Source organism: Citromicrobium bathyomarinum (genome assembly GCF_038594605.1).
GTDB lineage: Bacteria > Pseudomonadota > Alphaproteobacteria > Sphingomonadales > Sphingomonadaceae > Alteriqipengyuania > Alteriqipengyuania bathyomarina_B.
The window spans coordinates 254,202-277,231 of the sequence record NZ_JBCFZM010000003.1; the positions used below are offsets into that span (position 1 = coordinate 254,202).

Genomic DNA, 23,030 nt, shown 5'->3' on the forward strand with positions numbered 1-23,030 from the left:
AAGGCCGCGGCTCCCAAGCCTGATCGGTTTTTGACCGATCACCAGACTGGACTGAAGGCCGAAAAGTCTTCTTTCCTTTTGCTTACCGAATGGCTGGCAATTCGAAAGAGGACTCGAAACCTCCCTTCAATTTCGCTTCTCGGTGTTGCTGCGCTGACGACCTCTACCCACTGTCCTACACGCCCCCACGGGGCTACCCCGTATAGCGCTCTTTCAAACCGTCGATCCGCCCCGCAAATCTACGCCGTCAGGGCCGGCGGTTTTTACCTCTTAGACAGTGTGTCAGGTGTGTCAGCGATCCTACACGGGCGCGCCGCAACCGCCCGTCACGCCCGCGGCGCCTGCCGTCGATAGCTCAGCGCCTCGGCCACGTGCACCCGGCCGACCTGCTCCGCGCCGCCGAGATCCGCCACCGTCCGCGCCACCCGCAGCATCCGCACGTAGCTTCGCGCCGATAGCCGCATCGCCTCGGCCGCCTGCATCAGCAGCGTGCGGCCCGCCTCGTCGGGCGTGGCGAAGCGTTCGAGCATGTCGCCGTCGAGCTCGGCATTGGTGCGCGCGCCGCTCTCCTTCGCGCGCGCGGTCTGCACCTGCCGCGCTGCAAGTACTCGCGCGGCGACCTCGTCGCTTCCTTCAGCGGGTGGGGGCAGGGCGAGGTCGGCGGCGCTGACCGGCTCGACTTCCACATGCAGGTCGATCCGGTCGAGCATCGGGCCGCTGACCTTGCTCTGGTAGTCGGCGGCGCACTTGGGCGCGCGGCTGCAGGCGAGCGCGGGATCGCCGAGGTGCCCGCAGCGGCACGGGTTCATCGCCGCGATCAGCTGGACCCGCGCGGGAAAGGTGACATGCGCATTGGCTCGCGCGACATCGACCTTGCCGGTCTCGAGTGGCTGGCGCAGCGAATCGAGAACGGGCCGCTGGAACTCGGGCAGCTCGTCGAGGAACAGCACGCCCAGATGCGCGAAGCTGACCTCGCCCGGCCGCACCTTCAGCCCGCCGCCGGTCAGCGCCGCCATGCTCGCCGAATGGTGCGGCGCGCGAAACGGCCGCGCGCGGCTGATCCGCCCGCCCTCGAGCAGCCCGGCGACCGATTGCACCATGCTCACCTCCAGTGCCTCCGGCATTATGTAGCAAGCGCACCAATGCGTAGGCGTCTGTCTGCGCTGCTGGTGGCGGTTGTCATCGTTTGCGGGGTGTTAGGACAAATGGCTACCGGTTTGAAAGTAGTCGGCATCGTGAACCCATTCACCCTCTGCGGTGGGGAAGCCGTCACGACCAACAGCTTTGAGCATAGCGATTGCAAAAGTCGAACCGAACACACCCTTAGTGTAGTATGTGCCGCCCAACCATGCCTGAAGGAAAATACCGCTCCCCCCCTTCCGATCGGTTATTTGGACTTGGTCCGGCTCTACGTAGACGTCAACAAGGAGATTTACCGTCCCGCCAGGTGCCAGCGCGACCGTGGCAAGCCCGCTCCGTCGCTTTCCCTCCAAATAATCAGCAATCCTCTTTGCCAAGGGGGCATCGTGGTCAAAAAGGGCGAAAACTCGGGCTCCAAAACTTCCTTGAACGATAGGATAATTCCCTCGATTTGCGTAGACAGCTTCAACTCTTACGCTCAATTCTCCGGTTTTGTGTCGAGTTACCGGACCAATCTTATTTATCTTGATTTCAAGCCAGCCTCGCGTCGCCTTATCGGCGATTGCATTGGCATCCTGCATGGCTTTAGTCGCCTTGCTAGTGTCGGCGAGCGCTTCGCGAGTGGCCAGCAAGGTGCCTCGAACATAGACGAGCGCCCATACAGTGACGCCAGCAGTGATGATGCTTACTACTACCATCCACATGGCCCAGATCGCCATGTTCCGCTGAGCGTTCAAATCTTGCTCGGCTTGATAGGCTTCGCGAGCGGCTGCGCGCTGTTTTTCAAGGCATTCCGCCAGCAGACTGCCCGTTCGACCGATGCAGATGGTCTCTTGGTTATGCTTGGCTTCGCTCTGATAATGGGCGGCGCGCTCTCTGTCGCCACTGGCGTTGTTTATCCAAGCGTAGGTTAAAACAGCAGTTATCAGGCAGCAAAGGACAATCGTTACGAGAAAAGCAAAGCCACGGCCTACATCCTCAGTTCCGTCACCCCTATCGCTGTCAGACATTGTACAAGAAACACCGCCGTGAATTTACCCCGGCTGATCTTGTTCCTGATATTCGGCTCAGAGTCCATCACGCCAATGTCAGCCAGCTTTCCTACCAGCTCGGCATAGGTCACGTTCTGGCGCTTTAGCTCGACCTTTAAGAGCGTCTTGACCCGCTCTTCCCATTGCTTTTCCTGCACGTCTGCCATGTCGCCTCCTAGATGATAAATATCATCATAGACGATGCATTAGCACTTTACAAGATACGTCAATGCCACTATAGACGATGCATAGGCAACGGATATAGTTACAATGGCACAGCACTTCCTCCTCTCCGCTAAGGCTCGCACCCTCTCTCTCGCGAAAGTTTTCAAGATGGGCGAGGATGCGGCTTACGGTGTGTTCTGTGACATGCGCTGGCCTGAAACCGATGGCGAGCCGATCTGCCCGCGTTGCGGCTGCACGGAAAGCTATCACATCAGCACGCGCCGCAAGTTCAAGTGCGTTGCCTGCCACCACCAGTTCAGCGTCACTAGCGGCACTATCTTTGCCTCGCGCAAACTGTCCTACACAGACCTGCTGGCAGCGATCGTGCTGTTCGTGAACGGCGCGAAGGGCATCAGCGCGCTACAGGCGAGCCGCGATCTGGACGTTCAATACAAGACCGCCTTCGTGCTGTTTCACAAGCTGCGCGAAGCGATGCAGCGCGAGTTCGCGGAAGCGAAGCTGGAAGGTGTCGTGGAAATCGACGGCGGCTATTTCGGAGGCTACGTGAAGCCGGAAAACCGCAAAGCCGACCGCAAAGACCGCCGCCTGTCGCTCAACCGTTCGGGCAAGCGCCAGTGCGTCGTCATCATGCGTGAGCGCAAGGGTCGCTCGCTTCCCTTCGTGGTCCGCAACGAAGGCGATGCGGTTCCGTTCGTGCGCGACCACGCTGCCAACCTCGCCACGATCTACGCTGACGAGGGGTCGGGCTGGGATGCGCTGCATGCTGGTTGGGATACCCGCCGCGTCAATCACTCGGTTGCGTTCATGGACGAAGGTGTCTGCACCAACCAAGCGGAGAGCTATTTCAGCCGCCTGCGCCGCATGGAAACCGGCACGCACCACCATATCGCGGGGCCGTATCTCTACGCCTATGCTGGTGAAGCCGCATGGCGCGAGGATAACCGCCGCGTCGATAACGGCGGGCAGGCGATGAAGCTGACGTTTGGTGCGATGGCTAGCCGCCAGAGTCGCACTTGGGCGGGATATTGGCAGCGGTAATGCAAAAAGGCCCAGCGAGAGCGCTGGGCCTTTCCATTGTCTCTGACCGTTGGCGGGTCTCCAACCTAAGTCTCTCACTTAGGACAAGCCGTAGCTCGCTCGACTTTCACAAGACTGCCCTGCGATGCAGGTGGTGTGGCAGGCGTGCGCGTCTATCGTTCAATACAATAAGCGCACGACATTAACAACCGCCAAACGCGGTTTATAGTGGGTGGTAGTGGTGATCCCACCCTGCCTCCGAGACCCGAGAGGGATTCGAACCCTCGATCGCCGACACCACATCGGCCTCCCCTTGCGAAGGGAATGCGTTGGACCACTCCGCCATCGGGCCAGAGACCGGACCCGTATGACCGATTCGCGAATGGCCCGCAAGGGGCTGAAATAGGAAATCTAGGAACATCATCGTTTGCGATATGTGCCTGCCAATCAGGGACCGCAGAAAACTTGACTTTCCGTTAGACAAGAATTAGCGACCTGCTCGTCTGGTCGCTAATTGACACCTTTTGTTCTGGGAAAAAGTGCGCACCCGTCTCGAATTTGCCCTGCTGCTAGCCCTGTCGCTGCTAGGCTTGGCCCTGTGGGCGCTTAGCTGGCTCTAGGCGATCTGCCATTCCAGATATTGCCCGCTGCGCTGTTCGGGATTGACCACCAGCCCTTGTTCGCGCCTGTCCCGTAGATTGGTGGCTACCCTGCGCGTCATCAGGTTCAGGAGCTGCGGTGTCGAAGCCATGCCGCGTTGCACGATCATCGCTGCGGCTATTTCCCGGCTCGTGAGGGGACGCTGTGACGTACGCAGGATGGCGAATATCTGACGCGACATTTCACCGCGCTTGGACCAATCCTCGGGTGGACGCACCATCTTGGGCGCTATCGCCGGAATGTCCAGTTCAGGAGCCACCAGCTTTATCGCGTTGTCGAGCGTTTCAAGATCGCGGGCCATGCGGGATAGCGCCTCTTGCGTGCGCTTCATCTCGCCCGCCAGTGCAGCCCGTTTCTTGACCAACCCCTCTACCATATAGTCTGTCATCGTCCCCGATACATAGGGCATAACAGGCGATGGCATCTATCCCCGTCTTGGTGCGTCTGCTACATAATGCCGAGTGCCTCTGCCGGGGAGAGCGGAGGGAGGATGCCGGGCAGGCAAGCGGCGAGCAGGCTCTTGCCCGCACCGGGCGGCCCGCTCATCAGCAGGTTGTGGCCCCCGGCGGCCGCGATCTCGAGCGCGCGCTTGGCGGTCTCCTGCCCCTTGACCTGTTTGAGGTCGGGGCCCGGCGGGGCATCCTCCACCGCGCCGATCTGCGGCTGGTCGAGCTGCTGCGTGCCCTTGAGGTGGTTGAGCAGGCTGACCAGATCGGGCGCTGCGATCACCGGGATGCCGCTCGCCCAGCGGGCCTCGGCGCCTTGCGCGGCGGGGCAGATCAGCCCGCATTCCGCCTCGCTCGCATGTAGCGCGGCCAGCAGCACGCCGGGCGAGCCGACGATCCGCCCGTCCAGCGCGAGTTCGCCGACCGCGACGAAGTCCGCCAGCTGTTCGCGGTCCGCCACGCCCATCGCACCCAGCAGCGCGAGCGCGATCGGCAGGTCGTAATGCGATCCGTCCTTGGGCAGATCGGCGGGCGAGAGGTTGACCGTGATCCGCTTGGGCGGCAGCGCAAGGCCCATCGCGGCGAGCGCGGCCTGCACCCGCTCGCGACTTTCGCTCACCGCCTTGTCGGGCAGGCCAACGACGCTGAAGCGCGGCAAGCCGGAGGCGAGCTGGCACTGCACCTCGACCGGGCGGGCCTCCAGCCCGAGATAGGCGACCGTGCGAACCAGTGCGACCACAAGCGGGCCCTCCCCCCGGGGCATTGCGACTGCCGTGCCCCCCGGCAATGTTTTGCCGCTTTGCCGCCCGCTTGTCGAGGCCGCGGATTTCCGGCGTTTCTCATGGAATCGGAGAATGTTACCGGCGCGGAAACCACTTTTGCTGTGGGGATGGTAAGGGGCGGGCGGCAATACGTTGCCGGTGCGCTGGCTAACCCCCCTGATACCGGCCCTCATGACCACCCTCGGCCTGGCTGCTTCCCCCCTCCAGGCCGAGGGCTGGCTGGTAAAGGTCACCGTCACCGAGGAATGGATCGACGAAAGCGATCCGCGCTTCGCCGACGCCGAGCCTGCCGACACCTATCTTTATGCCGAAGACTTCATAGAAGCCGAGCCGCGCATCGCCTATGAGACCGCCGACCGCGCGATCGCGTCGTTCCGCGCCAGCGCCCCTACCGCGCTCGCCGCTTTCGGCCCGTTCCGCGTGGTAGGCCCGACCCGCGCGGTGCTGGTCGGCACCACCAACACGGCGACCCCGGCGCAGTTCGCCGCGCTGTTGCGGGCCTATCCGCAGCTCGAAACGCTCGATCTGGTGGAGGCCCCGGGGACCGAGAACGACCGCGCCAACCTCGCCGTCGGGCGGATGATCCGCGAGGCGGGGCTGACCACGCGGGTGCCGCGCGGCGGATCGGTGCGTTCGGGCGCGGTCGAGCTGTTTCTTGCCGGGGCCCGGCGCGAGGTCGAGGACGGCGCGCGCTTCGCGGTCCATTCGTGGCGCGACAATCGCGGGCGCGAGGCGAGCGACTTCCCCGAAGGTGCGCCCGAGCATCGCTATTACCTCGACTATTACCGCGAAATGGGGATGAGCGCCGATGGCGCGCGCAGCTTCTACGCGATGACCAACCAGGCGCCGCATGCCCGGGCGCGCTGGCTCGACGCGGGCGACATGCGCGGCTGGCTGGCGCGGACGATCGGACAGGCTGCCAACGACAATGCGCCGCGGATCGCCTATCTTGACGTAAGCGCGGCCACCCCGTAGTAGCGCGCGCTTGAAGCTCCGGCCTTATGGTCGGAACAGTTTTGGGCCGATTCGCGCCGGGCGCGGTTGGTCGATCCATTTTTTGCCTGTTTTTTCGAGGGTATTATGAAGCGGACTTTCCAGCCCAGCAATCTCGTTCGTGCGCGTCGCCACGGCTTTTTCGCACGCAAGGCGACCACCGGTGGCCGCAAGGTTCTTGCCGCACGCCGCAAGCGTGGCCGCAAGAAGCTTTGCGCCTGATTCGGTAGGGATGCCTGCGGTGCATTGCGCATCGCGGTCGACCCACGAGACAAGTTGATGTGCTTGCGGGCTCCCAATCGGGGGCCCGTTTGCCTATCTAAGCGCCATGAATTCACCCGTCACCGCCAAGAATGTGCTCACCAAGCGGGCGGATTTCCTTGCGGCGAATCGCGGGCTGCGAGTGCCGATGGCCGGTTTTGTGCTGCTGGTGCGGCCCAATGACGGGCAGGGCATGCGCTATGGCATCACCGTCACCAAGAAGATCGGCAATGCCGTCGTCCGCAACCGGATGAAACGGCGCTTTCGCGAGCTTCTGTGGGCGCACCTTCCCACCAGGGGGCTGCCCGATCACGACCACGTGCTAATCGGCCGCGAAGGCGGAGTGGAGCGTGATTTCGCCAAGCTTGCCGAGGAATTGACCGGCGCACTGGGCCGCGCGGCGCGGGGCGAGGGCCAGCGCGGTCGCCCCCCGCGCAGGAGGCGCGTGCGATGAAGCCGGTCAAGCGCGCGATGGTCCTGCTGATCCGGGGGTGGCAGATCGGCCCCAGCGCGATCCTTCCGCCCAGTTGCCGGTTCCAGCCAAGCTGTTCGCAATACGCCATCGAGGCGATCGAGAAGCATGGGCCAATCAAGGGTGGATGGCTGGGCTTCAAGCGTATAATGCGCTGCCATCCGTGGGGCGGGCACGGGCACGATCCGGTACCCTAGCCGATGCCCAGCCATCCATTTTCACCGTTTGAATAGCTAGCAGGACCGCAGTTTCTTGGACAACCAGCGCAATCTCATCTTCGCCGTCGTTCTGTGCGGCCTCATGATCCTGCTGTACGATTCGGCGATCAGCTATTTCTATCCGGCTCCGCCCGAGACCGAGCAGGTCGAGCGTGCGACCACGCCCGAACAGCGCGCGGCCCAGGAAATCGCCAATGAAACCGGCACCGCGCCCAGTGTGGCGCAGCAGGCGGTGGACCTGGAGGAGGCGCTGGCCTCGGGCGACCGGGTCCGTATCGAAGCCCCGCGCGTCGAAGGATCGATCAACCTCGTCGGCGCACGCGTCGACGATATCGAACTGAAGGATCACCGCGCGACCGTCGACAAGGATAGCGGCCCGGTGCAGCTGTTCGCACCTGCGGGCACGCCGATCCAGAACTTCGCGCAATTCGGTTTCGTGGGCCAAGGCACCAATGTGCCCGATGCGAGCACCGTCTGGCAGGCGAGTGGCGACACGCTCTCGCCGGGCAATCCGGTCGACCTGCGGTGGGACAATGACGAGGGGCAGCGCTTCCTCATCCGCCTGTCGATCGACGACAATTACATGATCACCGCCGAGCAGACCGTGGCCAATTATGGCGCCGGGCCGGTGGTGGTGTCCCCCTTCGCGACCATCACCCGCACCAGTCTGACCGCCAGCCAGAGCACCTGGATCTCGCACTCCGGCCCGATCGGCAGCTTCGACGGCGCGGTCGATTACGGCCCCGATTACGACGATCTGGCTGAAGAGACCGCGATCGCCGGCGCGGCGAATCCGGCCTGGCTCGGGTTCACCGATGTCTACTGGCTGGGCGCGCTCGTCCCCCAAGGTGGCGCGGGGCTGGATACGGGCTTCCGCTCGCTCGGCAATGATCTGTTCCGTGCGGACATGATCTACGATCCGATGACCTTGCGCCCCGGGCGACAGATGACGCGCACCTCGCAGCTGTTTGCCGGTGCCAAGGAAAGCCAGGTGCTCGACGCCTATCAGGAAGCGGGCATCGCGCAGTTCGGCCTCGCGATCGACTGGGGCTGGTTCCGCTGGTTCGAAAAGCCGATCCTGTGGCTGCTGCGCACGCTGTTCGACCTGGTCGGCAATTTCGGCGTCGCGATCATCCTGCTGACTTGCTGCGTACGCGGTCTGATGTTCCCGGTGGCACAGCGCGGCTTTGCCAGCATGGCGAGCATGAAGGCGATCCAGCCGGACATGAAAAAGCTGCAGGAGAAGCACAAGGACGACAAGGTCACCCAGCAGCAGGAAATGCAGAAGCTGTTCAAGGAACGCGGCGTCAATCCGGTCGCGGGGTGCCTGCCGATGGTGCTGCAGATTCCGGTGTTCTTCGCGCTGTACAAGGTGCTCGTCCTCGCGATCGAGATGCGGCACCAGCCCTTCATCTTCTGGATCAAGGATCTCTCCGCACCCGATCCGGCGCATGTCCTCAACCTGTTCGGCATGCTGCCTTACGAGGTGCCGGGCTTCCTCGCGCTGGGCCCGCTCGCCCTGCTGCTCGGCTTCACGATGTGGCTGACCTTCAGGCTCAATCCGTCGAGCATGGACCCGATGCAGCAGCAGATCTTCAGCATCATGCCGTGGGTCCTGATGTTCGTCATGGCGCCCTTTGCGGCTGGCCTGCTGCTCTACTGGAACACGTCCAACCTGCTGACGCTGGCGCAGCAGAAATACCTCTATTCCAAGCATCCGCAGCTCAAGGCCGCGATGGATAAGGAAAAGGCGGAGAAGGAAGCGAAAGCCCGGGCGGACAAGGCATCCGACGGCTCGAAGGCCGAAGCGTGAGCGCGCACGGCCAGGGCCCGCAGACGCCCGAGGAAGTCGCCGCCGCGCGGATGGTCTCGGGCCGGGTCGAATTCCTGCTGAGCGCACCGCAGCTCAGGTTCCTGCCCGAACCGACCGTGCCCGAGATTGCGCTGGCCGGTCGCTCCAATGTCGGCAAGAGTTCGCTGCTCAACGCGTTGACCATGCGCAAGGGCATCGCGCGCGCCTCGGTCACGCCGGGCCGCACGCAGGAGCTCAACATCTTCGAGGTCGGCGAGCCCACCCGGTTCCGGCTGGTCGACATGCCGGGCTACGGCTTTGCCAAGGCGCCCAAGTCGGTGGTCGAGAAATGGCAGGGCCTCGTGCGCACCTACCTGCGCGGGCGGCCCGTGCTCGCGCGCGCGCTGGTGCTGGTCGACAGCCGCCATGGGCTCAAAGACAACGACCGCGCGATGATGAAGATGCTCGACGAAGCGGCCGTGAGCTACCGCATCGTCTTGACCAAGAGCGACAAGATCAAGGCCAGCGCGTTGACGGAGACGCACGAAAAGGTGGCCGCCGAAGCGAAGAAGCACCCCGCCGCCTTCCCGGAAATCCACCTGACCAGTGCCGAAAAGGGACAGGGGATCGCGCATTTGCGCGCTTCGCTGGTGGCCGACGCGCTGACGCCATAGGCTGAAAGCTCGACACTGCGCAGGGCTCGCTCTAGGCGCGTGTACCGAGAGACGAAGGCCCGGTCCGGAACGCTATGAAACTGATCATCGGCAACAAGAACTATTCCAGCTGGAGCCTGCGCGGCTGGCTTGCGTGCAAGCAGTCGGGCCTCTCCTTCGACGAGATCCTGGTGCCGATGTTCGGCGAGGATTGGGAAGCGAAGAAGCGCGCGGAAGGCGATCTCACCCCGTCGTCGGGCAAGGTGCCCGTGCTGTGGGACGGCGATGCCGATGGCGACGCCGTGGCGTGGGACAGTCTCGCTATCCTCGAATACCTGGCCGACAAGGTCGGACGCGATCGGTTCTGGCCCAAGGAAGATGCGGCCCGCGCGATGGCCCGCGCGATGGTGGCCGAGATGCATAGCTCATACCTCTCGCTGCGCCGCGAATGCCCGATGAACATCCGTGTCCGGCACGAGAACGTGAAGATTTCGGAGACCACCAGGCACGACGTGGTCCGCATCCTCGGCCTGTGGGCAGAGGCACGCGCGCGCTTCGGCAGTGGCGGGCCGTTCCTGTTCGGCACCTTCGGCGCGGCGGATATCTTTTACGCGCCCGTCGTCAGCCGTTTCATCACCTATGGCTTCGGTGTACCGGGCTTCGCGCAAAGCTACATGCAGGCGGTTTGGACCCACGACTGGCTCCAGCAATGGATCGCCGCAGCCGAGGACGAGCAATGGGTGATCGAACAATACGAAAGCGTGCCGACGGCCTGAGAAACCTGCTGAGAACGCGCCTGATCGCGCTGCTGGCGCTGGTTGCGCTGGTGGTGCCCGCACCGCTTTCGGCCTGGGGCTTCTACGCCCACGGCATTACCGCCGAAATCGCGCTCGCCAATATCAAGCCGGAGACGCGCACCAAGCTGGACTGGCTGTTCGCTGCCGAGCGGCTGATCGGCACGCCCGACTGCGCTCTGGGCAATCTGGTCGAGGCGGCGACCTGGCCCGACTGCATCCGCCGCGAGGGCTGGCGCTGGGGCTATACCTCCGCCTGGCATTACCAGACCGAGCCTGTGACCGAGGAGTACGACGTGCGCAAGAACTGCTCCGGCGGCAATTGCGTCAGCGCGCAGGTGACGCGCAATTTCCGCATCCTTGCCGACGAGAGCCTGCCCGACAATGTCCGGCTGGAAGCGCTCGCCTTCGTGGTCCATTTCGCGGGCGACATCCACATGCCGCTGCATTCGGGCGATCTCGACGACCGGGGCGGGAACGACCGCGAAGCGGCCTATGGCATCGCCCCTGGCCTGAACCTGCACTGGATCTGGGACGGTCCGCTGGCCGAACGCGCGATCACATCCGCGCGGACATCATTGGTCCGCCGCTACAGTGCTGCCGAACGTGCCGAGCTGGCGGGTGGCGAACCGGCCGACTGGGGCCGCGAAAGCTGGGAGACCGCGCGCGACTTCGTCTATCCCAATGCCTTCGACCGCAGCCCGCTCGACGGGCCGCTGCCCGATAAGACCGCGCTGACGCAAGAGGATATCGAGGCCGCGATCCCGGTATCGCAGCGCCGCGTGACGCAGGCGGGCCTGCGGATTGCGGACCTGCTCGACAGGGCGATGGAGCCCGGCCCGCTGCCCGAGCCGACCCGCGACTAGGGCGTGCGCTTTGCAGCGTAGCGCGTGCCGTCCTTTCGCGCATAGCCCTCGGCATCGAAGACCATATCAATATCGGGATATTCGCCCGAGTCCTTGTCCTTCGGACCCGCGCTGATCGCCACGAAGATGCAATCGGCATCGCTGCGGTTCTGGAGGTGGTGGCCGTTCTTCGCGCCCGCCGCCCATGCAACGACATCGCCTGGGCGCACGATGCTCTCGCCGTCGCCTGCCCCGGACCCCGATCCGGGGTCCTCGACCAGCACGGCCTCTCCTTCCAGCATCACCAGCAGCTCGTCCTCCTCGCGGTGCCAGTGCCGCTGGCTCGACCAGGCGCCGGGTTTGAGCGTCACATGGCTCACCCCCATCCGGGTCAGCCCGGCAACCGGCGCGAGGCGGCGATACCAGCGTCCCTGAACCTCATCGTCGAAGGGCGCCGGGTAGCCGGTGGCGTTGGTCTGAGGGATCGCATCAAGATCGAGCTTGGGCATCGGCGAAGTCTCCTGCTAGCGCTCGGAGCATGACCGATGTTCTCGACCTCGCCAAGCGGCTGATCGCCGCACCCAGCGTCACCCCGGCCACCGGCGCAGTGTTCGACGCTCTCGAAGCGATGCTGATACCGCTAGGCTTCGTTGTGCACCGTTTTAGCCGCGGTGAAGGCGCTGCTGGAACGGACGAAGCGCCGGTCGAAAACCTCTTTGCCATTCGCGAAGGAGGCGGCAGGCATCTCGCCTTTGCGGGCCATCTCGACGTGGTGCCACCGGGCGAGGGCTGGGCCAGCGGTGCGTTCGAACCGGAGATAAGAGGCGACCTCCTCTACGGACGCGGGGCGGTCGACATGAAGGGCGCGATTGCCTGCATGGTCGCCGCCGTCGCCGATATTCCCGCCGATGCCGGGACGATCAGCTTCATCATCACCGGCGACGAGGAAGGGCCTGCGCTGCACGGCACCCGTGCGCTGATCGACTTCATGGAGGAGGCTGGTCACCAGCCCGATCTGTGCCTCGTCGGCGAGCCCACCAGCGTCAACCGGCTGGGCGATATGATGAAGATCGGCCGGCGGGGATCGGTCAACATGTGGCTGAGCGCCAAGGGCACGCAGGGCCATGTCGCCTATCCGCATCTGGCCGACAATCCGATCCCGCGCCTCGTCGCTGCGATGGCAGACCTGGAGGCACTCAGGCTGGACGAAGGGACCGACTGGTTCCAGCCGAGCAATCTGGAGATTACCGACATCGAGGTCGGCAATCCGGCGCATAACGTCATCCCCGGCGAAGCGCGCGCGCGCCTTTCGATCCGCTTCAACGACCTGCATTCGGGCGCGAGCCTGAGCGAGAAGGTCACCGCGATCTGCGCCAAGCACCAGGTCGATGTGAACCCGGTCATCTCGGGCGAGCCCTTTCTTACCCCGCCGGGCGAATTCTCCGCCATGGTCAGCGCTGCCGTGGAAGCGGAGACCGGGATCGCTCCCGAAGCCTCGACCACCGGCGGCACGTCGGATGCGCGGTTCCTGCGGGCCGTCTGTCCGGTGATCGAGTTCGGCCTGGTCAACGCGACGATGCACAAGCGCGACGAGGCGGTGGCGGTCGCGGATCTCGCGGTGCTCGCGCGGGTTTATGCGCGCATTGCCCGCGCCGCGCTCCACAATTGAGGGCATAGCGAACGCGCCCACTTGCCGCGCCCCTCGCGCCCCGGCACTATGCCGCCAAGGGATTTCTAGGGGACACCAATGTTCAAGCTCTGGTTTGCGACGCCTTTGTGGGCGCGCGTGCTGCTCGCGCTGATCCTCGGCGCGGTTGCCGGATATTTCTGGGGCCCCGGGGCCGAAAGCATCAAGATCGTCGGCGATATCTTCATCGACTTCATCAAGATGCTCATCGTCCCGCTGATCTTCCTCAGCATCGTGGGCGGCGTCGCCGCCATCGGCGATCTCGGCAAGCTCGGCAGCGTAGGCTGGCGCGCGATCCTGCTGTTCGTCGTGACCGGACAGGTCGCGGTGTGGCTGGGGCTGGGCCTCGGCACCTTCTTCATGCCCGGTGTCGGCCTCGACACCTCGGGCATCGACATGGGGCCGGTGCCCGAGCCCGCGCCGTTCGAATGGCGCGAGATGCTGCGCTCGATGATCCCGGTCAGCCCGGTAAAGGTGATGGCGGACGTCAACGTCCTGCCGCTGATCGTATTCTCGCTGCTGGTCGGTATCGGCATCCTGCTGGCCAAGCGGGATGAGGATAGCGAGACGGTGGACACTCCCGGCGCCACCAGGGGCGCCGTGGGGGCCGTGGCCCGTGCTTTCGACGCGGGCGCGGTGATTTTCCAGAAGATCACCATGGTGGTGATGGAGCTGACCCCGTTCGGCGTCTTCGCGCTGATGGCGTGGGTGGTCGGCACGCTCGGCCTCAATGCCGTGACCGCGCTCGGCAAGCTGGTCGCGCTCAACTACGGCGGCTGCCTGCTGATCATCTTCGTGATGTACGTCTTTATCCTGCTGCTCTCGCGGGTCTCGGTGATCGGCTTCTTCCGCGGGATGATCGATGCGATCGCGGTTGCCTATTCCACCGCCAGCTCCAGCGCGACGCTGCCCGTGACCCTGCGCTGCACGCAGCGCAACCTCGGTGTCAGCCGCCCCACGTCGAGCTTCATCGTTTCGCTGGGATCGACCATCAACATGGACGGCACCGCGATGTATCTGGGACTGGCGACCTTGTTCGGCGCGCAGATTTTCGGGGTGGACCTGAGCTGGGGCGACTACGGCATGATCGCGCTTCTGGCGACGGTCGGCTCGATCGGCGCGGCGGGCATTCCGGGCGGCGGGCTCGTCATGATGGGCGCGATCTTCACCGCCGTGGGCGTGCCGCTGGAGACCATCGCCTTTGTCGCGGGTGTCGACCGGATCATGGACATGATGCGTACCGCCACCAACGTCACCGGCGATGCGACCGTGACCGTCGCGACCGCCACCATGCTGGGCGAGATCGACAAGGCCGAGCTCGCCAGCGCGGACGATGTTTAGCGAGGAGCGTAGCTACTCGGCAGGCGAGAAGGCATGGCGAATTGCCGTCTGCTTCCTGCTCGTCGTGGTCCTGCCAATCGCGGCAATCATCATCTTCGCTGCGCCCCCGGATTTCAGCAAATCGGGCCCGTCCGAAGGTACGGTCGCGGCTTGGCTAGGTGATAACGGCTGGTGGTTGGCCTTGGCAGGCTTCCTGATCGCAGGAATCGTTGGAATTCATTTCTTGCCGGTTGGCCGATGGATGAAGGCCGGATTGAGCGCGCTGTATGTCCCACTTGGTGCAGCAGCGATCTTCGTTTTTACACTGGTGTGGGGATGCCACTGCTGTGGTGGCTGCCTTTAGCCCTCATTCACCCATCGTCGCCGGCGCGTCGCTCACCGGTTCGACATATTCGATCGGCACGAACTGGCCGAGGCCGCAGGCAACGCCGCGCTCCAGATCGGCGCCTGCGCGCTCGATCGAGTAGATCACTTCGCCCCGGCACAGCTGCCCGGTCGGCGTATCGTAGGTGAAGCCGCGATTGAAGCTGAGGCGCGGGCATTGCGAGGGGAGCGTGTTGCGATACACCTTGCCACCCGCGACCTCGAAATCGATCGTCTGCTCGTCGCGAACGCGCGTTTCGCGCAGGGCGGAGGTGGTGATGCAGCTCTCCGCTTCGCCCAGCACCCGCACCGGCTGGTCGTCCGCGACATTGCGGAAGTCGAGCGACCGGTCGCCCACCGGTGCGCAGGAGGCGAGCGCGGCGAGGGCGCCCAGCGAACCCAGAGATACCAATGCCAGCTTCATGTTGTGCTCTCCTCGGGCACTGAATACGCTTTGTTTAGCGGCCCTTGGGCGGTTCTAGCACCTTTTTGCGGAAGCTGCACAGGTCGGCCAGCTCGCAGTGCCAGCATTCGGGCGCGCGCGCCTTGCAGGTGTAGCGCCCGTGCAGGATCAGCCAGTGATGTGCATGCAGGCGGAAGGGGCCGGGCACACGCTTCTCCAGCTTTGCCTCGACCGCTTCGGGCGTCTTGCCCTTGGCAAGCCCGGTGCGGTTGCCGACGCGGAAGATATGCGTGTCGACTGCGAAGGTCTCCTGCCCGAAGGCGCAGTTGAGCACCACATTGGCGGTCTTGCGGCCCACGCCGGGCAGCTCGACCAATTCCTCGCGCGTCTGCGGCACCTCGCCATCATGTTCATCCACCAGCAGCCGCGCCATCGCGATCACGTTCTTGGCCTTGGAGTTGAACAGGCCGATCGTCTTGATGCGATCCTTCAGCCCGTCCTCGCCCAGTTCGAGCATCTGTGCAGGCGTCTGCACTTGCGCGAACAGCGCGCGCGTCGCCTTGTTGACGCCGACATCGGTCGCCTGGGCACTCAGCGTTACCGCGACCAGCAGCTGGTACGGGTTGCCATATTCCAGCTCTGTCTCGGGCGCGGGATTGCCTTCGGCCAGACGGCGGAAGAACTCGAAGATCTGGTCTTTGGTCATCGATCGACGCGCCTCACCGCAGCCAGCGGATCATGTTGGGGAAGGACGGGACGCCTTGCTCCAGCGCGGTCTGCATGTCGGCGCACATCCCGTAATAGCCGAGCATGGGCGCGCCGATATAATGCCCGGTCGCGAAGGACTGGATCAGCTTCGCGCTGTCGTCGCGATACCCGCCCGAGTGGAACAGCTGTTTGAGCGCGAGGTTGCACTGACGCGCCGCTGCGAAAGACCAGGCGATCGCCATCATTTCGTCGGTCGGATCGGGTTCGATCGGGCCGAGCGTGGCCCGATCTTCGGGTGCTGCGGCAGCAATATGTCCGCCCTCGTGCAGCAGATCGCTTGGCCAGACAGGGGTGCCGGGATCGATCAACAGACGCCCGCCGATAATCGCAAGCCCGTCGAGCAGTTGCGCTTCGTCGTCTTCGCCGATCCAGTCGACTTCGAGCCCGACCTCTTCGAGAAAGGCGAGACATCGCGCGGCCGCATCCTCGCCGCCGCCTTCCTCGCGCCACCGGCACGCCGCCGCCGTCACCTTGCTCACAGCCCCAGCACATCCTCCATCGTGTAGCGCCCCGGCTCGCGCCCGATCAGCCACGCCGCACCGGTGAGCGCACCGCGTGCGAAAAGGGCACGATCCTCGGCGACATGCGACAGGACGATACGTTCGTTCTCGCCCGCCAGGATCACGCTGTGCTCGCCCGCGACCGTGCCGCCCCGCAGGCTCGCGAAACCGATGGCGCCGTCGCCGCGCGCGCCGGTGTGCCCGTCGCGGCCGCGTTCGGCATTGTCGGCCAGGTCGACGCCGCGTGCATTCGCCGCCGCCTCGCCGAGCAGCAAGGCGGTACCGCTGGGCGCATCGACCTTGTTGCGGTGATGCATCTCGACGATCTCGATATCCCAGCCTGGCCCCAGCGCGCCTGCCGCCTCGCGCACAAGCTTGGCCAGCATGGTCACGCCGAGCGAGGTATTGCCTGTCTGGAGCACCGGAACGGCATGCGCGGCCTCGTCGATCGCGCGGTGGTGGCGATCCTCTAACCCGGTCGTGCCGATCAGGATCGGGATTCCGGCGCCGATCGCGGCGTGCAGGTTGCCCTCGAGCGCGGCGGGCGCGGAAAAGTCGATCAGAGCATTGCTGGCATCGGCGAGCCCTGCGACATCCTCGCCCTTGTCGGCTCCGCCTGCCAGCTTGTGCTCGCTCGCTTCGACCGCCGCCGCGATTGCCTGCCCCATGCGCCCTTCGCGCCCGATGATTCCGATTGCCGCCATTGCGCTCTCGCTTCGTGAGTGTTTGATGGGTGCATGGCAGACATTCGCAACATCGTCATCCTGACCGGCGCAGGAATTTCCGCCGAAAGCGGAATCGACACCTTCCGCGATGCCGGGGGCCTGTGGGAAAAGCACCGAATCGAGGATGTGGCAACGCCCGAGGCATTCGCGCGCAATCCAGCGCTGGTGCAGGGTTTCTACGATGCCCGCCGCGCGGCGCTGGCCACCGTGGAGCCCAATGCGGCGCATCGGTCGCTCGCGCGACTCGAAGCGGAATGGCCGCACGAATTGCTGCTGGTCACCCAGAATGTCGACGACCTGCACGAGCGGGGCGGCGTACAGGACGTTCTGCACATGCACGGCGAATTGCTCAGCGCCCTGTGCGGTGCATGCGGCGCGCGCTCGCGCTGGGACGGTCCGCTGAGCGATGCGCCCGCGTGCCTGGCGTGCGGCGCCCCCGCGCTGAGGCCCGATGTCGTCTGGTTCGGCGAAATGCCCTACCAGATGCGGCGCATCTACGACGCGCTCGCGCGGGCCGACCTGTTCGTCTCGATCGGGACCAGCGGGGCGGTGTATCCTGCAGCAGGCTTCGTGCAGGAGGCTGCGGCGTCAGGCGCGCGCACGCTCGAACTCAATCTAGAGCGCAGCGAAGGCTCGCACTGGTTCGACGAATCGCGGCAGGGCAGGGCGGGCGAGCTGGTCCCCGCCTGGGTGGACGAGGTGCTAGGCGCCTGAGCCGCATCCTTTGCATGCCGGGTCCTTGGCGATCCTGAAGCTGCGCATCTCGGGGTCCAGCCCATCCATCAGGTAGAGCTTTGCCCAGTGCGGATCGCCGAGGCTGCCCGCGCCCGTCAGCAGCACGCGAATTGCCTGCATCGCGGCGAAGCTGCCGACCCAGCCGACCATCGCGCCCAGCACGCCGTCCTCCGCGCAGGTGTCGCAATCGTCGGCGTCGAAGGCATCGCCGACGAAGCAGCGATAGCAGGCCTGGTCGGGCAGGTGCCCTGCGAAAGCGCCGACCTGGCCCTGAAAACGGCCGACGGCGGCGCTCAGCAAGGGAACGCCCGCCCTCACGCAGGCATCGGACACCGCCAGCCGGGTCGCGAAATTGTCGGTCCCGTCGAGCACGAGGTCCGCGCCTTCGATCAGCCGCCTGGCGTTCGCCGGATCGATCCGGTCGTCATAAACATCTGCGGGGATCGCCCCGTCGAAATTGGCGAGCCAGCGCCGCGCGGCGACCGCTTTGGCATGGCCGATGTCGCGGGTGGTGTAGATCGTCTGGCGCTGGAGGTTGGAAAGTTCGACATCGCCGGCATCGATCAGCGTGAAGCGCCCGATGCCGGCCGCGCTGAGATATTGCAGCACCGGGCTGCCGATCCCGCCGAGGCCGACCAGCGCAACATGCTTTTGCGCCAGCGCCGCCTGCCCCGCGCCGCCGACTTCGGGCAGCACGATATGGCGTGCGAACCGCTCGAGTCGTTCAGGAGGCATGCTCACGGCTCGTCCGGGCCCGCGTCCGAACCCGGGGGGCGTCGCTCTTGCCGGAAGCCGCCGATTCCCTGCCACCAGAGGAACGCGATCACCGAGCCCTTGGTCGGATGGAGCATCGCGATCAGCATGACGACCGCGACGGGCAGGATGATCGCTAGCGTGAGCCACGCCGACATGCCGAAACTGCCGATCATAGCGATCACGATCGGCGCCAGCAGATGGCCGACCACGAAGATGCCGATATAGGCGGGAAAATCGTCGGCCTGCTGGATCGACCAGTCCTGCCCGCAATGCGCGCAGGTATCGACCGGCTTGAGCCATTTGCGGAACAGCGGCGCTTCGCCGCAGCGCGGGCACGTGCCGCGCACGCCGCGCAGCAGCGCCTCACCCACCGCGGCAGGGAGCTTCGGCTGGGCGTGGGGGTGGGGTGGCTCGACCATGGACAAGCCTGTTGGCAGCCTGTGCACTTCCTGTCGACAGCCCTGTGGAAGGGCCGTCGATAGGCGGTTCGCAAGATGTCGATCGGCTGCGTGCCGGAAGGGGAGGGGCTCAGCTCTCGAGCTGGCGCAGCAGGCTGCGCACGTCGCCATCCATATCGGCATCGCGGGTGCGCAGATCCTCGATCAGCTTGACCGCGTGGATCACCGTCGAGTGGTCGCGTCCGCCGAACTTGCGCCCGATTTCCGGGTAGCTGCGCGGGGTGAGCACCTTCGAAAGGTACATCGCGACCTGCCTGGGGCGGACCACCGCACGCGTGCGACGCTTGCTGCTCATTTCCGAGCGGTCGAGGCGGTAGAACTGGCAGACCGTGCGCTGGATCTCGTCGATCGTGATCCGGCGGCGGTTGGCCGAGAGGATATCGGTCAGCTGTTCTTCGGCCAGTTGCAGCGAAACCGGCTGGCCGGTCAGCTGGGCATAGGCGATCAGCTTGTTGAGGCCGCCGACCAACTCGCGCACGTTGCGGGTGATCGTGCGGGCGAGGAAATCGACCACATCGTCGGGCACGCTCAAAGGCGCGAAGCGGGTCAGCTTCGATTCGAGGATCGAGCGGCGCAGTTCGAGGTCGGCGGGTTGGATGTCGGCGACCAGGCCCATCGAGAGGCGGCTGAGCAGACGCGGTTCGACCGAATCGAGCGCCTGCGGCGCACGGTCGGCGGCGAAGACCAGTCGCTTGCCCTCCGACAAAAGGTGATCGATCGTATAGAGCAGCTCTTCCTGAGCGCTCGCCTTGCCGATGATGAACTGAAGGTCGTCCACCAGCAGCAGGTCGAACCCGCGCAGGCGCGTCTTGAACTCGATCATCCGGTTCTGCTTCAGCGCCTGGACGAACTCGACCATGAAGCGCTCCGCCGAACAGTAGAAGATGCGCGCCCGCGGGTGCTGGCCGAGGAACTGGTGGCCGATAGCATGGAGCAGGTGCGTCTTGCCCTGGCCGGTGGCGGCCTTGATGTAGAGCGGCGAGAATTGCGGCTTCTCGTTCGCGGCCATACGCTGCGCGGCGTTGCGGGCGAGCACGTTGGCATCGCCGGTGACGAAGGCGGCGAAGGTAAGCGAGGCGTCGAGGCCGACCGAGCTGAAGCCCGGATCGCCGAAGCCCCCGTCGGGCACCACGCGCAGGTCGGGCCCGTCATTGGCGGGGCGACGCGAATCGCTCAGCGATATGTCGGCCATGCGCTTGCGGCTCGGGTGAACCTCGATCGCGACGGTCTTGATCTCCGAGCGCATGATTTTCCACGCAAGCGAGAGGCGATCGGCGAAATGCTTGCGCACCCACTCGGCAGCAAATTCGGAAGGCAGGAACAGCTGGAGCGTGCCGGTGGCGGAGTCGAACTCGCCGAGCTGGACCGGCTTGATCCACTGGCTGTGCAACTGATGGCCCAGGTCCTTGCGCAGGCCGGCACTGATATCGTCCCAGTCGGCGGTCAGCGCGACGCGCTCCATATCGTCTTCGCCGTCGCCCTTGGAGCGCTTGCGCGCGGGGCCCGAGTTGTCCGAAATCCGTGCCATAACCTGCTACTAAACCTCCGTTTCCGGAAGCGCCTATCGCCCCCGGATTTCGTCACCGCATAACCGATGCATACAGCCTGCCCGTTGCCGCAATCGCATGATTTGCGAGCGGATCTGTACGGGCCCTGGTGGCCATCTGCCTTGTAGCGCCGGGAGAGTCCCCTTCCCGCCGATGCAGTTAATAAGCAGGTCGGAGGGGGGAGTCGCAAGGGCGAAATCGTCGCATAACTGAAATAAAGCGGATTGACATGCGGTTACTGGCGGAGCGTCGTTTAACTAGTTGTAAACGTTAAATTTCGTCTGCGCGCAGACCTCGAATCGGCAGACTTCCTTGGCCGAATCATTGCTGCCCTGCGGCAGACGTACGACAACAACGCAAAAGGGCCGCCGCACGCAGCGACGACCCCGGAATTGCACTCAATTTCGTTGTTGGGAAGAGGCTAGAGAGCCGAAACGCGCTTGGAAAGGCGCGACATCTTCCGCGAGGCGGTGTTCTTGTGGAGAACTCCGCGGGCCACGCCGCGAGCCAGTTCGGGCTGCGCCGCGCGAAGCGCGTTCTGCGCAGTTTCCTTGTCGCCGCCTTCGATCGCCGCCTCGACCTTCTTCACGAAGGTACGGATGCGGCTCATGCGCGAACCGTTGATTTCGGCGCGGCGCGCGTTGCGACGGATGCGTTTGCGGGCTTGCGGCGTATTGGCCATGGTCGTCCTTGTTTCGTGCCGCGAGTGGCGCGGCCGTGAGTGTCTCTGGTCAAATCGGGAGCGGCGATTGCTCGCCGGAAGGCGCGGCACATAAGGTCCAAGCGCGGCCTCGTCAAGGATTTCCGGGGAAGCGGGCTCGCCTCGTGCTTACCTTTGGCACCTTGGACAATACCATGTGCTGCGTCCACCCTGTTCGAATCTGACGATATGCCCGCCATCCTCGCGGTGGCACGGCTCACCGGTGCGGCCATAGGCGTGAAAGCGGGTCGCGAAGTAGCCCAGCTCTCCGTCGGGCCGGGCATAGTCGCGCAGGCTCGAACCGCCGTCGCGAATCGATTGCTCCAGAACCTCGCGAATCGCCACGACCAGCCGTTCGAGCGCGGCGAGGGAAATCCGGCTGCCGGCGCGCTTGGGGCTGATAGCTGCGCGCCACAGCGCCTCGCACACGTAGATATTGCCGAGGCCGGCGATGATTCGCTGGTCGAGCAGCAGCAGCTTGATCGCCTGCTTGCGCCCAGCGAGCGCGGTCTTGAGGTGCTGCGCCGTCAGCGCTGGGCCGAGCGGTTCGGGGCCCATACTCACGAAGCTGGGCCAGGTCTCGAGCTGCGCGGTGTCGACGATATCGACCCAGCCGAATCGGCGCGGGTCGTTGAGTGCGAAGCGATTCGATTCGGTCTCGATCAGCAGGTGATCGTGCTTGTCGGGCGTGTCGGGGTCGATCCGCCAGCGTCCGCTCATGCCGAGATGGAAGATCAGCGTCTGATCGCGGCTCGTGTGGATCAGCCCGAACTTGGCACGGCGCGCCAGGCCGGTAACCCGCGCGCCGACCAGCGCCTGCCCCAGACCTTCGGGAAAGGGGCGGCGCATATCGGGCCGCGCGGTGCGGACCGAGGTAATCACGCGATCCTGAAGATGCAGGGCGAGTCCGCGCACGGTGGTCTCGACCTCGGGTAATTCGGGCATGTATCTGCGGCTATCAGCCTTTGCGCCTCCGGCAAATCCTCCTAAGGCCCAAACTCATGAGCGATGCTGTCCAGAAGCCTTCCGGCGAAACCGTTTCCTTCGGCTACGAAGATGTTGCCCCGACCGAGAAAACCGCGCGCGTCGGTGCCGTATTCTCCAACGTCGCGGCGAAGTACGACATCATGAACGATGCGATGTCGGGCGGGATGCACCGGCTGTGGAAGGACCGCTTCGTGCGCCGGGTCAAGCCGCAGCCGGGCGAGGCGATTCTCGACATGGCGGGCGGCACCGGCGACATCGCGTTCCGCATGGCGGCGGCGGGCGCGGACGTGATCGTGTCCGACATCAACCAGGACATGCTCGACGTGGGCGTCGAGCGGGCGATGGAACGCGGGATCGATGGCCTCGTCTGGTCGTGCCAGAACGCCGAGGAATTGACCTTCTCCGACCGGCAGTTCGATGCCTACACGATCGTGTTCGGCATCCGTAACGTGACCCATATCGACAAGGCGCTGGCCGAGGCGCACCGCGTGCTCAAACATGGCGGCCGGTTTTATTGCATGGAGTTCTCCAGCACGGACTGGCCCGGCTTCAAGGAGGTTTACGACCTCTACTCGCACCGGCTGATGCCGCTGATGGGCAAGCTGATCGCCGACGACGAGGAGAGCTATCGCTACCTCGCCGAATCGATCCGCCGTTTCCCGCGGCCGCCCGAGTTCGAGGCGATGATCCAGGCGGCGGGCTTCGCGCAGACCCGGGTCGAGACGATCCTTGGCGGAGCGGTGAACATTCATTCCGGCTGGAAAATCTGA

The 23,030-nt window shown here is 64.8% G+C and carries 27 protein-coding genes, 1 tRNA gene and 2 pseudogenes; 14 read left to right on the forward strand and 16 right to left on the reverse strand.

Annotated features, from left to right (window positions below; all coding sequences use genetic code 11):
- Positions 1 to 326 precede the first annotated feature (326 nt).
- The 3 genes and pseudogenes from AAG612_RS12590 to AAG612_RS12600 all read right to left on the reverse strand — a co-directional run.
- Positions 327 to 1,118 (reverse strand): annotated as a pseudogene (locus AAG612_RS12590) (YifB family Mg chelatase-like AAA ATPase); the annotation flags it as partial.
- Positions 1,119 to 1,196: 78 nt separating this feature from the next.
- Complete coding sequence (locus tag AAG612_RS12595) at positions 1,197 to 2,150, reverse strand: hypothetical protein (RefSeq protein ID WP_342510596.1); 954 nt, start codon at positions 2,148 to 2,150, stop codon at positions 1,197 to 1,199.
- Positions 2,111 to 2,338: a DUF6471 domain-containing protein gene (locus tag AAG612_RS12600; protein WP_342510598.1), complete on the reverse strand. Its 228-nt coding sequence runs from the start codon at positions 2,336 to 2,338 to the stop codon at positions 2,111 to 2,113. Before AAG612_RS12600 ends, AAG612_RS12595 begins: the two co-directional genes overlap by 40 nt.
- 103 nt (positions 2,339 to 2,441) lie before the next feature.
- Here AAG612_RS12600 and AAG612_RS12605 point away from each other — a divergent pair, with 103 nt between their 5' ends.
- Positions 2,442 to 3,395, forward strand: a complete 954-nt coding sequence (locus AAG612_RS12605; RefSeq protein ID WP_342510599.1) for an IS1595 family transposase — start codon at positions 2,442 to 2,444, stop codon at positions 3,393 to 3,395.
- A 240-nt stretch (positions 3,396 to 3,635) separates the two neighbouring features.
- Here AAG612_RS12605 and AAG612_RS12610 read toward each other — a convergent pair.
- The 3 genes and pseudogenes from AAG612_RS12610 to AAG612_RS12620 form a co-directional block, all read right to left on the reverse strand.
- Positions 3,636 to 3,726: transfer RNA gene (locus tag AAG612_RS12610), tRNA-Ala, on the reverse strand.
- A gap of 264 nt (positions 3,727 to 3,990) precedes the next feature.
- Positions 3,991 to 4,422, reverse strand: a complete 432-nt coding sequence (locus AAG612_RS12615) for a hypothetical protein (protein WP_342510601.1) — start codon at positions 4,420 to 4,422, stop codon at positions 3,991 to 3,993.
- Positions 4,423 to 4,487: 65 nt separating this feature from the next.
- Positions 4,488 to 5,219, reverse strand: a pseudogene (locus AAG612_RS12620) (magnesium chelatase domain-containing protein); the annotation flags it as partial.
- A gap of 214 nt (positions 5,220 to 5,433) precedes the next feature.
- Here AAG612_RS12620 and AAG612_RS12625 point away from each other — a divergent pair.
- From AAG612_RS12625 to AAG612_RS12660, 8 genes are all read left to right on the forward strand, one after another.
- Positions 5,434 to 6,237, forward strand: coding sequence for an alpha/beta hydrolase (locus tag AAG612_RS12625; protein WP_342510603.1), 804 nt, complete (start codon positions 5,434 to 5,436; stop codon positions 6,235 to 6,237).
- Between the two features lie 105 nt (positions 6,238 to 6,342).
- Positions 6,343 to 6,477 carry a 50S ribosomal protein L34 gene (gene rpmH, locus AAG612_RS12630; protein ID WP_010235936.1) on the forward strand — a complete coding sequence of 45 codons (135 nt, stop codon included), beginning with the start codon at positions 6,343 to 6,345 and terminating at the stop codon, positions 6,475 to 6,477.
- Between the two features lie 106 nt (positions 6,478 to 6,583).
- Positions 6,584 to 6,970 (forward strand): ribonuclease P protein component, encoded by a 387-nt coding sequence (gene rnpA, locus AAG612_RS12635; protein ID WP_342510605.1) that lies wholly within the window; start codon positions 6,584 to 6,586, stop codon positions 6,968 to 6,970.
- Positions 6,967 to 7,185, forward strand: a complete 219-nt coding sequence (gene yidD, locus AAG612_RS12640; RefSeq protein WP_342510606.1) for a membrane protein insertion efficiency factor YidD — start codon at positions 6,967 to 6,969, stop codon at positions 7,183 to 7,185. The genes rnpA and yidD overlap by 4 nt, the downstream gene beginning before the upstream one ends.
- 55 nt (positions 7,186 to 7,240) lie before the next feature.
- Complete coding sequence (gene yidC, locus AAG612_RS12645; protein ID WP_342510608.1) at positions 7,241 to 9,019, forward strand: membrane protein insertase YidC; 1,779 nt, start codon at positions 7,241 to 7,243, stop codon at positions 9,017 to 9,019.
- A 50-nt stretch (positions 9,020 to 9,069) separates the two neighbouring features.
- Positions 9,070 to 9,672: a ribosome biogenesis GTP-binding protein YihA/YsxC gene (gene yihA, locus AAG612_RS12650; RefSeq protein WP_342511205.1), complete on the forward strand. Its 603-nt coding sequence runs from the start codon at positions 9,070 to 9,072 to the stop codon at positions 9,670 to 9,672.
- A 74-nt stretch (positions 9,673 to 9,746) separates the two neighbouring features.
- The gene (locus tag AAG612_RS12655; protein ID WP_342510611.1) at positions 9,747 to 10,427 is read left to right on the forward strand and encodes a glutathione S-transferase family protein; all 681 of its coding nucleotides are present in this window, start codon (positions 9,747 to 9,749) and stop codon (positions 10,425 to 10,427) included.
- Positions 10,388 to 11,311, forward strand: coding sequence for a S1/P1 nuclease (locus AAG612_RS12660; protein WP_342510613.1), 924 nt, complete (start codon positions 10,388 to 10,390; stop codon positions 11,309 to 11,311). The genes AAG612_RS12655 and AAG612_RS12660 overlap by 40 nt, the downstream gene beginning before the upstream one ends.
- On the opposite strand, the gene AAG612_RS12665 is transcribed toward AAG612_RS12660, so the two are convergent.
- Positions 11,308 to 11,799: a cupin domain-containing protein gene (locus AAG612_RS12665; protein WP_342510616.1), complete on the reverse strand. Its 492-nt coding sequence runs from the start codon at positions 11,797 to 11,799 to the stop codon at positions 11,308 to 11,310. The genes AAG612_RS12660 and AAG612_RS12665 overlap by 4 nt on opposite strands.
- A 29-nt stretch (positions 11,800 to 11,828) precedes the next feature.
- Between AAG612_RS12665 and dapE the strand changes: the two genes are divergently transcribed.
- From dapE to AAG612_RS12680, 3 genes are all read left to right on the forward strand, one after another.
- Complete coding sequence (dapE, locus tag AAG612_RS12670) at positions 11,829 to 12,959, forward strand: succinyl-diaminopimelate desuccinylase (protein ID WP_342510618.1); 1,131 nt, start codon at positions 11,829 to 11,831, stop codon at positions 12,957 to 12,959.
- Positions 12,960 to 13,037: 78 nt separating this feature from the next.
- Positions 13,038 to 14,318, forward strand: coding sequence for a dicarboxylate/amino acid:cation symporter (locus AAG612_RS12675; protein WP_342510619.1), 1,281 nt, complete (start codon positions 13,038 to 13,040; stop codon positions 14,316 to 14,318).
- Positions 14,311 to 14,661, forward strand: a complete 351-nt coding sequence (locus AAG612_RS12680; protein ID WP_342510621.1) for a hypothetical protein — start codon at positions 14,311 to 14,313, stop codon at positions 14,659 to 14,661. Before AAG612_RS12675 ends, AAG612_RS12680 begins: the two co-directional genes overlap by 8 nt.
- A gap of 3 nt (positions 14,662 to 14,664) precedes the next feature.
- On the opposite strand, the gene AAG612_RS12685 is transcribed toward AAG612_RS12680, so the two are convergent.
- The 4 genes from AAG612_RS12685 to dapB are packed head-to-tail and all read right to left on the reverse strand — an operon-like array spanning position 14,665 to position 17,056.
- The gene (locus AAG612_RS12685; protein WP_342510623.1) at positions 14,665 to 15,105 is read right to left on the reverse strand and encodes a hypothetical protein; all 441 of its coding nucleotides are present in this window, start codon (positions 15,103 to 15,105) and stop codon (positions 14,665 to 14,667) included.
- Positions 15,106 to 15,139: 34 nt separating this feature from the next.
- Complete coding sequence (gene nth / locus AAG612_RS12690; RefSeq protein ID WP_342510625.1) at positions 15,140 to 15,790, reverse strand: endonuclease III; 651 nt, start codon at positions 15,788 to 15,790, stop codon at positions 15,140 to 15,142.
- Positions 15,791 to 15,803: 13 nt separating this feature from the next.
- Positions 15,804 to 16,331, reverse strand: coding sequence for a hypothetical protein (locus AAG612_RS12695; protein ID WP_342510627.1), 528 nt, complete (start codon positions 16,329 to 16,331; stop codon positions 15,804 to 15,806).
- On the reverse strand, positions 16,328 to 17,056 hold the full coding sequence (dapB, locus tag AAG612_RS12700) for a 4-hydroxy-tetrahydrodipicolinate reductase (protein WP_342510629.1): 729 nt from the start codon (positions 17,054 to 17,056) through the stop codon (positions 16,328 to 16,330). Before dapB ends, AAG612_RS12695 begins: the two co-directional genes overlap by 4 nt.
- Positions 17,057 to 17,089: 33 nt before the next feature.
- Between dapB and AAG612_RS12705 the strand changes: the two genes are divergently transcribed.
- The gene (locus AAG612_RS12705) at positions 17,090 to 17,791 is read left to right on the forward strand and encodes an NAD-dependent deacylase (protein ID WP_342510631.1); all 702 of its coding nucleotides are present in this window, start codon (positions 17,090 to 17,092) and stop codon (positions 17,789 to 17,791) included.
- Here AAG612_RS12705 and AAG612_RS12710 read toward each other — a convergent pair.
- From AAG612_RS12710 to mutM, 5 genes are all read right to left on the reverse strand, one after another.
- Complete coding sequence (locus AAG612_RS12710) at positions 17,780 to 18,547, reverse strand: HesA/MoeB/ThiF family protein (protein ID WP_425341861.1); 768 nt, start codon at positions 18,545 to 18,547, stop codon at positions 17,780 to 17,782. The genes AAG612_RS12705 and AAG612_RS12710 overlap by 12 nt on opposite strands.
- A 2-nt stretch (positions 18,548 to 18,549) precedes the next feature.
- Positions 18,550 to 18,987 carry a DUF983 domain-containing protein gene (locus tag AAG612_RS12715; protein WP_342510635.1) on the reverse strand — a complete coding sequence of 146 codons (438 nt, stop codon included), beginning with the start codon at positions 18,985 to 18,987 and terminating at the stop codon, positions 18,550 to 18,552.
- A 109-nt stretch (positions 18,988 to 19,096) separates the two neighbouring features.
- On the reverse strand, positions 19,097 to 20,554 hold the full coding sequence (dnaA, locus tag AAG612_RS12720; protein ID WP_342510637.1) for a chromosomal replication initiator protein DnaA: 1,458 nt from the start codon (positions 20,552 to 20,554) through the stop codon (positions 19,097 to 19,099).
- A gap of 440 nt (positions 20,555 to 20,994) precedes the next feature.
- Entirely contained in the window at positions 20,995 to 21,255 is a 261-nt protein-coding gene (gene rpsT, locus AAG612_RS12725; RefSeq protein WP_342510639.1) for a 30S ribosomal protein S20, read from the reverse strand.
- Positions 21,256 to 21,402: 147 nt separating this feature from the next.
- Positions 21,403 to 22,218, reverse strand: coding sequence for a bifunctional DNA-formamidopyrimidine glycosylase/DNA-(apurinic or apyrimidinic site) lyase (mutM, locus tag AAG612_RS12730; protein WP_342510640.1), 816 nt, complete (start codon positions 22,216 to 22,218; stop codon positions 21,403 to 21,405).
- Between the two features lie 56 nt (positions 22,219 to 22,274).
- Here mutM and AAG612_RS12735 point away from each other — a divergent pair, with 56 nt between their 5' ends.
- Positions 22,275 to 23,030, forward strand: coding sequence for a class I SAM-dependent methyltransferase (locus AAG612_RS12735; protein WP_342510641.1), 756 nt, complete (start codon positions 22,275 to 22,277; stop codon positions 23,028 to 23,030).

What these genes read in the sequence shown, in the direction of transcription:
- rnpA (WP_342510605.1), top strand. Translation starts at nt 6,584, where the DNA reads ATGAATTCACCCGTCACCGCCAAGAATGTGCTCACCAAGCGGGCGGAT.
- AAG612_RS12665 (WP_342510616.1), bottom strand. Translation starts at nt 11,799, where the DNA reads ATGCCCAAGCTCGATCTTGATGCGATCCCTCAGACCAACGCCACCGGC.
- AAG612_RS12605 (WP_342510599.1), top strand. Translation starts at nt 2,442, where the DNA reads ATGGCACAGCACTTCCTCCTCTCCGCTAAGGCTCGCACCCTCTCTCTC.
- yihA (WP_342511205.1), top strand. Translation starts at nt 9,070, where the DNA reads ATGGTCTCGGGCCGGGTCGAATTCCTGCTGAGCGCACCGCAGCTCAGG.
- nth (WP_342510625.1), bottom strand. Translation starts at nt 15,790, where the DNA reads ATGACCAAAGACCAGATCTTCGAGTTCTTCCGCCGTCTGGCCGAAGGC.
- AAG612_RS12710 (WP_425341861.1), bottom strand. Translation starts at nt 18,547, where the DNA reads ATGCCTCCTGAACGACTCGAGCGGTTCGCACGCCATATCGTGCTGCCC.
- AAG612_RS12715 (WP_342510635.1), bottom strand. Translation starts at nt 18,987, where the DNA reads ATGGTCGAGCCACCCCACCCCCACGCCCAGCCGAAGCTCCCTGCCGCG.
- AAG612_RS12660 (WP_342510613.1), top strand. Translation starts at nt 10,388, where the DNA reads ATGGGTGATCGAACAATACGAAAGCGTGCCGACGGCCTGAGAAACCTG.
- AAG612_RS12615 (WP_342510601.1), bottom strand. Translation starts at nt 4,422, where the DNA reads ATGACAGACTATATGGTAGAGGGGTTGGTCAAGAAACGGGCTGCACTG.
- AAG612_RS12600 (WP_342510598.1), bottom strand. Translation starts at nt 2,338, where the DNA reads ATGGCAGACGTGCAGGAAAAGCAATGGGAAGAGCGGGTCAAGACGCTC.
- AAG612_RS12655 (WP_342510611.1), top strand. Translation starts at nt 9,747, where the DNA reads ATGAAACTGATCATCGGCAACAAGAACTATTCCAGCTGGAGCCTGCGC.
- AAG612_RS12705 (WP_342510631.1), top strand. Translation starts at nt 17,090, where the DNA reads ATGGCAGACATTCGCAACATCGTCATCCTGACCGGCGCAGGAATTTCC.
- rpmH (WP_010235936.1), top strand. Translation starts at nt 6,343, where the DNA reads ATGAAGCGGACTTTCCAGCCCAGCAATCTCGTTCGTGCGCGTCGCCAC.
- yidD (WP_342510606.1), top strand. Translation starts at nt 6,967, where the DNA reads ATGAAGCCGGTCAAGCGCGCGATGGTCCTGCTGATCCGGGGGTGGCAG.
- dnaA (WP_342510637.1), bottom strand. Translation starts at nt 20,554, where the DNA reads ATGGCACGGATTTCGGACAACTCGGGCCCCGCGCGCAAGCGCTCCAAG.
- dapE (WP_342510618.1), top strand. Translation starts at nt 11,829, where the DNA reads ATGACCGATGTTCTCGACCTCGCCAAGCGGCTGATCGCCGCACCCAGC.
- AAG612_RS12685 (WP_342510623.1), bottom strand. Translation starts at nt 15,105, where the DNA reads ATGAAGCTGGCATTGGTATCTCTGGGTTCGCTGGGCGCCCTCGCCGCG.
- AAG612_RS12625 (WP_342510603.1), top strand. Translation starts at nt 5,434, where the DNA reads ATGACCACCCTCGGCCTGGCTGCTTCCCCCCTCCAGGCCGAGGGCTGG.
- AAG612_RS12735 (WP_342510641.1), top strand. Translation starts at nt 22,275, where the DNA reads ATGAGCGATGCTGTCCAGAAGCCTTCCGGCGAAACCGTTTCCTTCGGC.
- rpsT (WP_342510639.1), bottom strand. Translation starts at nt 21,255, where the DNA reads ATGGCCAATACGCCGCAAGCCCGCAAACGCATCCGTCGCAACGCGCGC.
- AAG612_RS12595 (WP_342510596.1), bottom strand. Translation starts at nt 2,150, where the DNA reads ATGTCTGACAGCGATAGGGGTGACGGAACTGAGGATGTAGGCCGTGGC.
- dapB (WP_342510629.1), bottom strand. Translation starts at nt 17,056, where the DNA reads ATGGCGGCAATCGGAATCATCGGGCGCGAAGGGCGCATGGGGCAGGCA.
- AAG612_RS12680 (WP_342510621.1), top strand. Translation starts at nt 14,311, where the DNA reads ATGTTTAGCGAGGAGCGTAGCTACTCGGCAGGCGAGAAGGCATGGCGA.
- AAG612_RS12675 (WP_342510619.1), top strand. Translation starts at nt 13,038, where the DNA reads ATGTTCAAGCTCTGGTTTGCGACGCCTTTGTGGGCGCGCGTGCTGCTC.
- mutM (WP_342510640.1), bottom strand. Translation starts at nt 22,218, where the DNA reads ATGCCCGAATTACCCGAGGTCGAGACCACCGTGCGCGGACTCGCCCTG.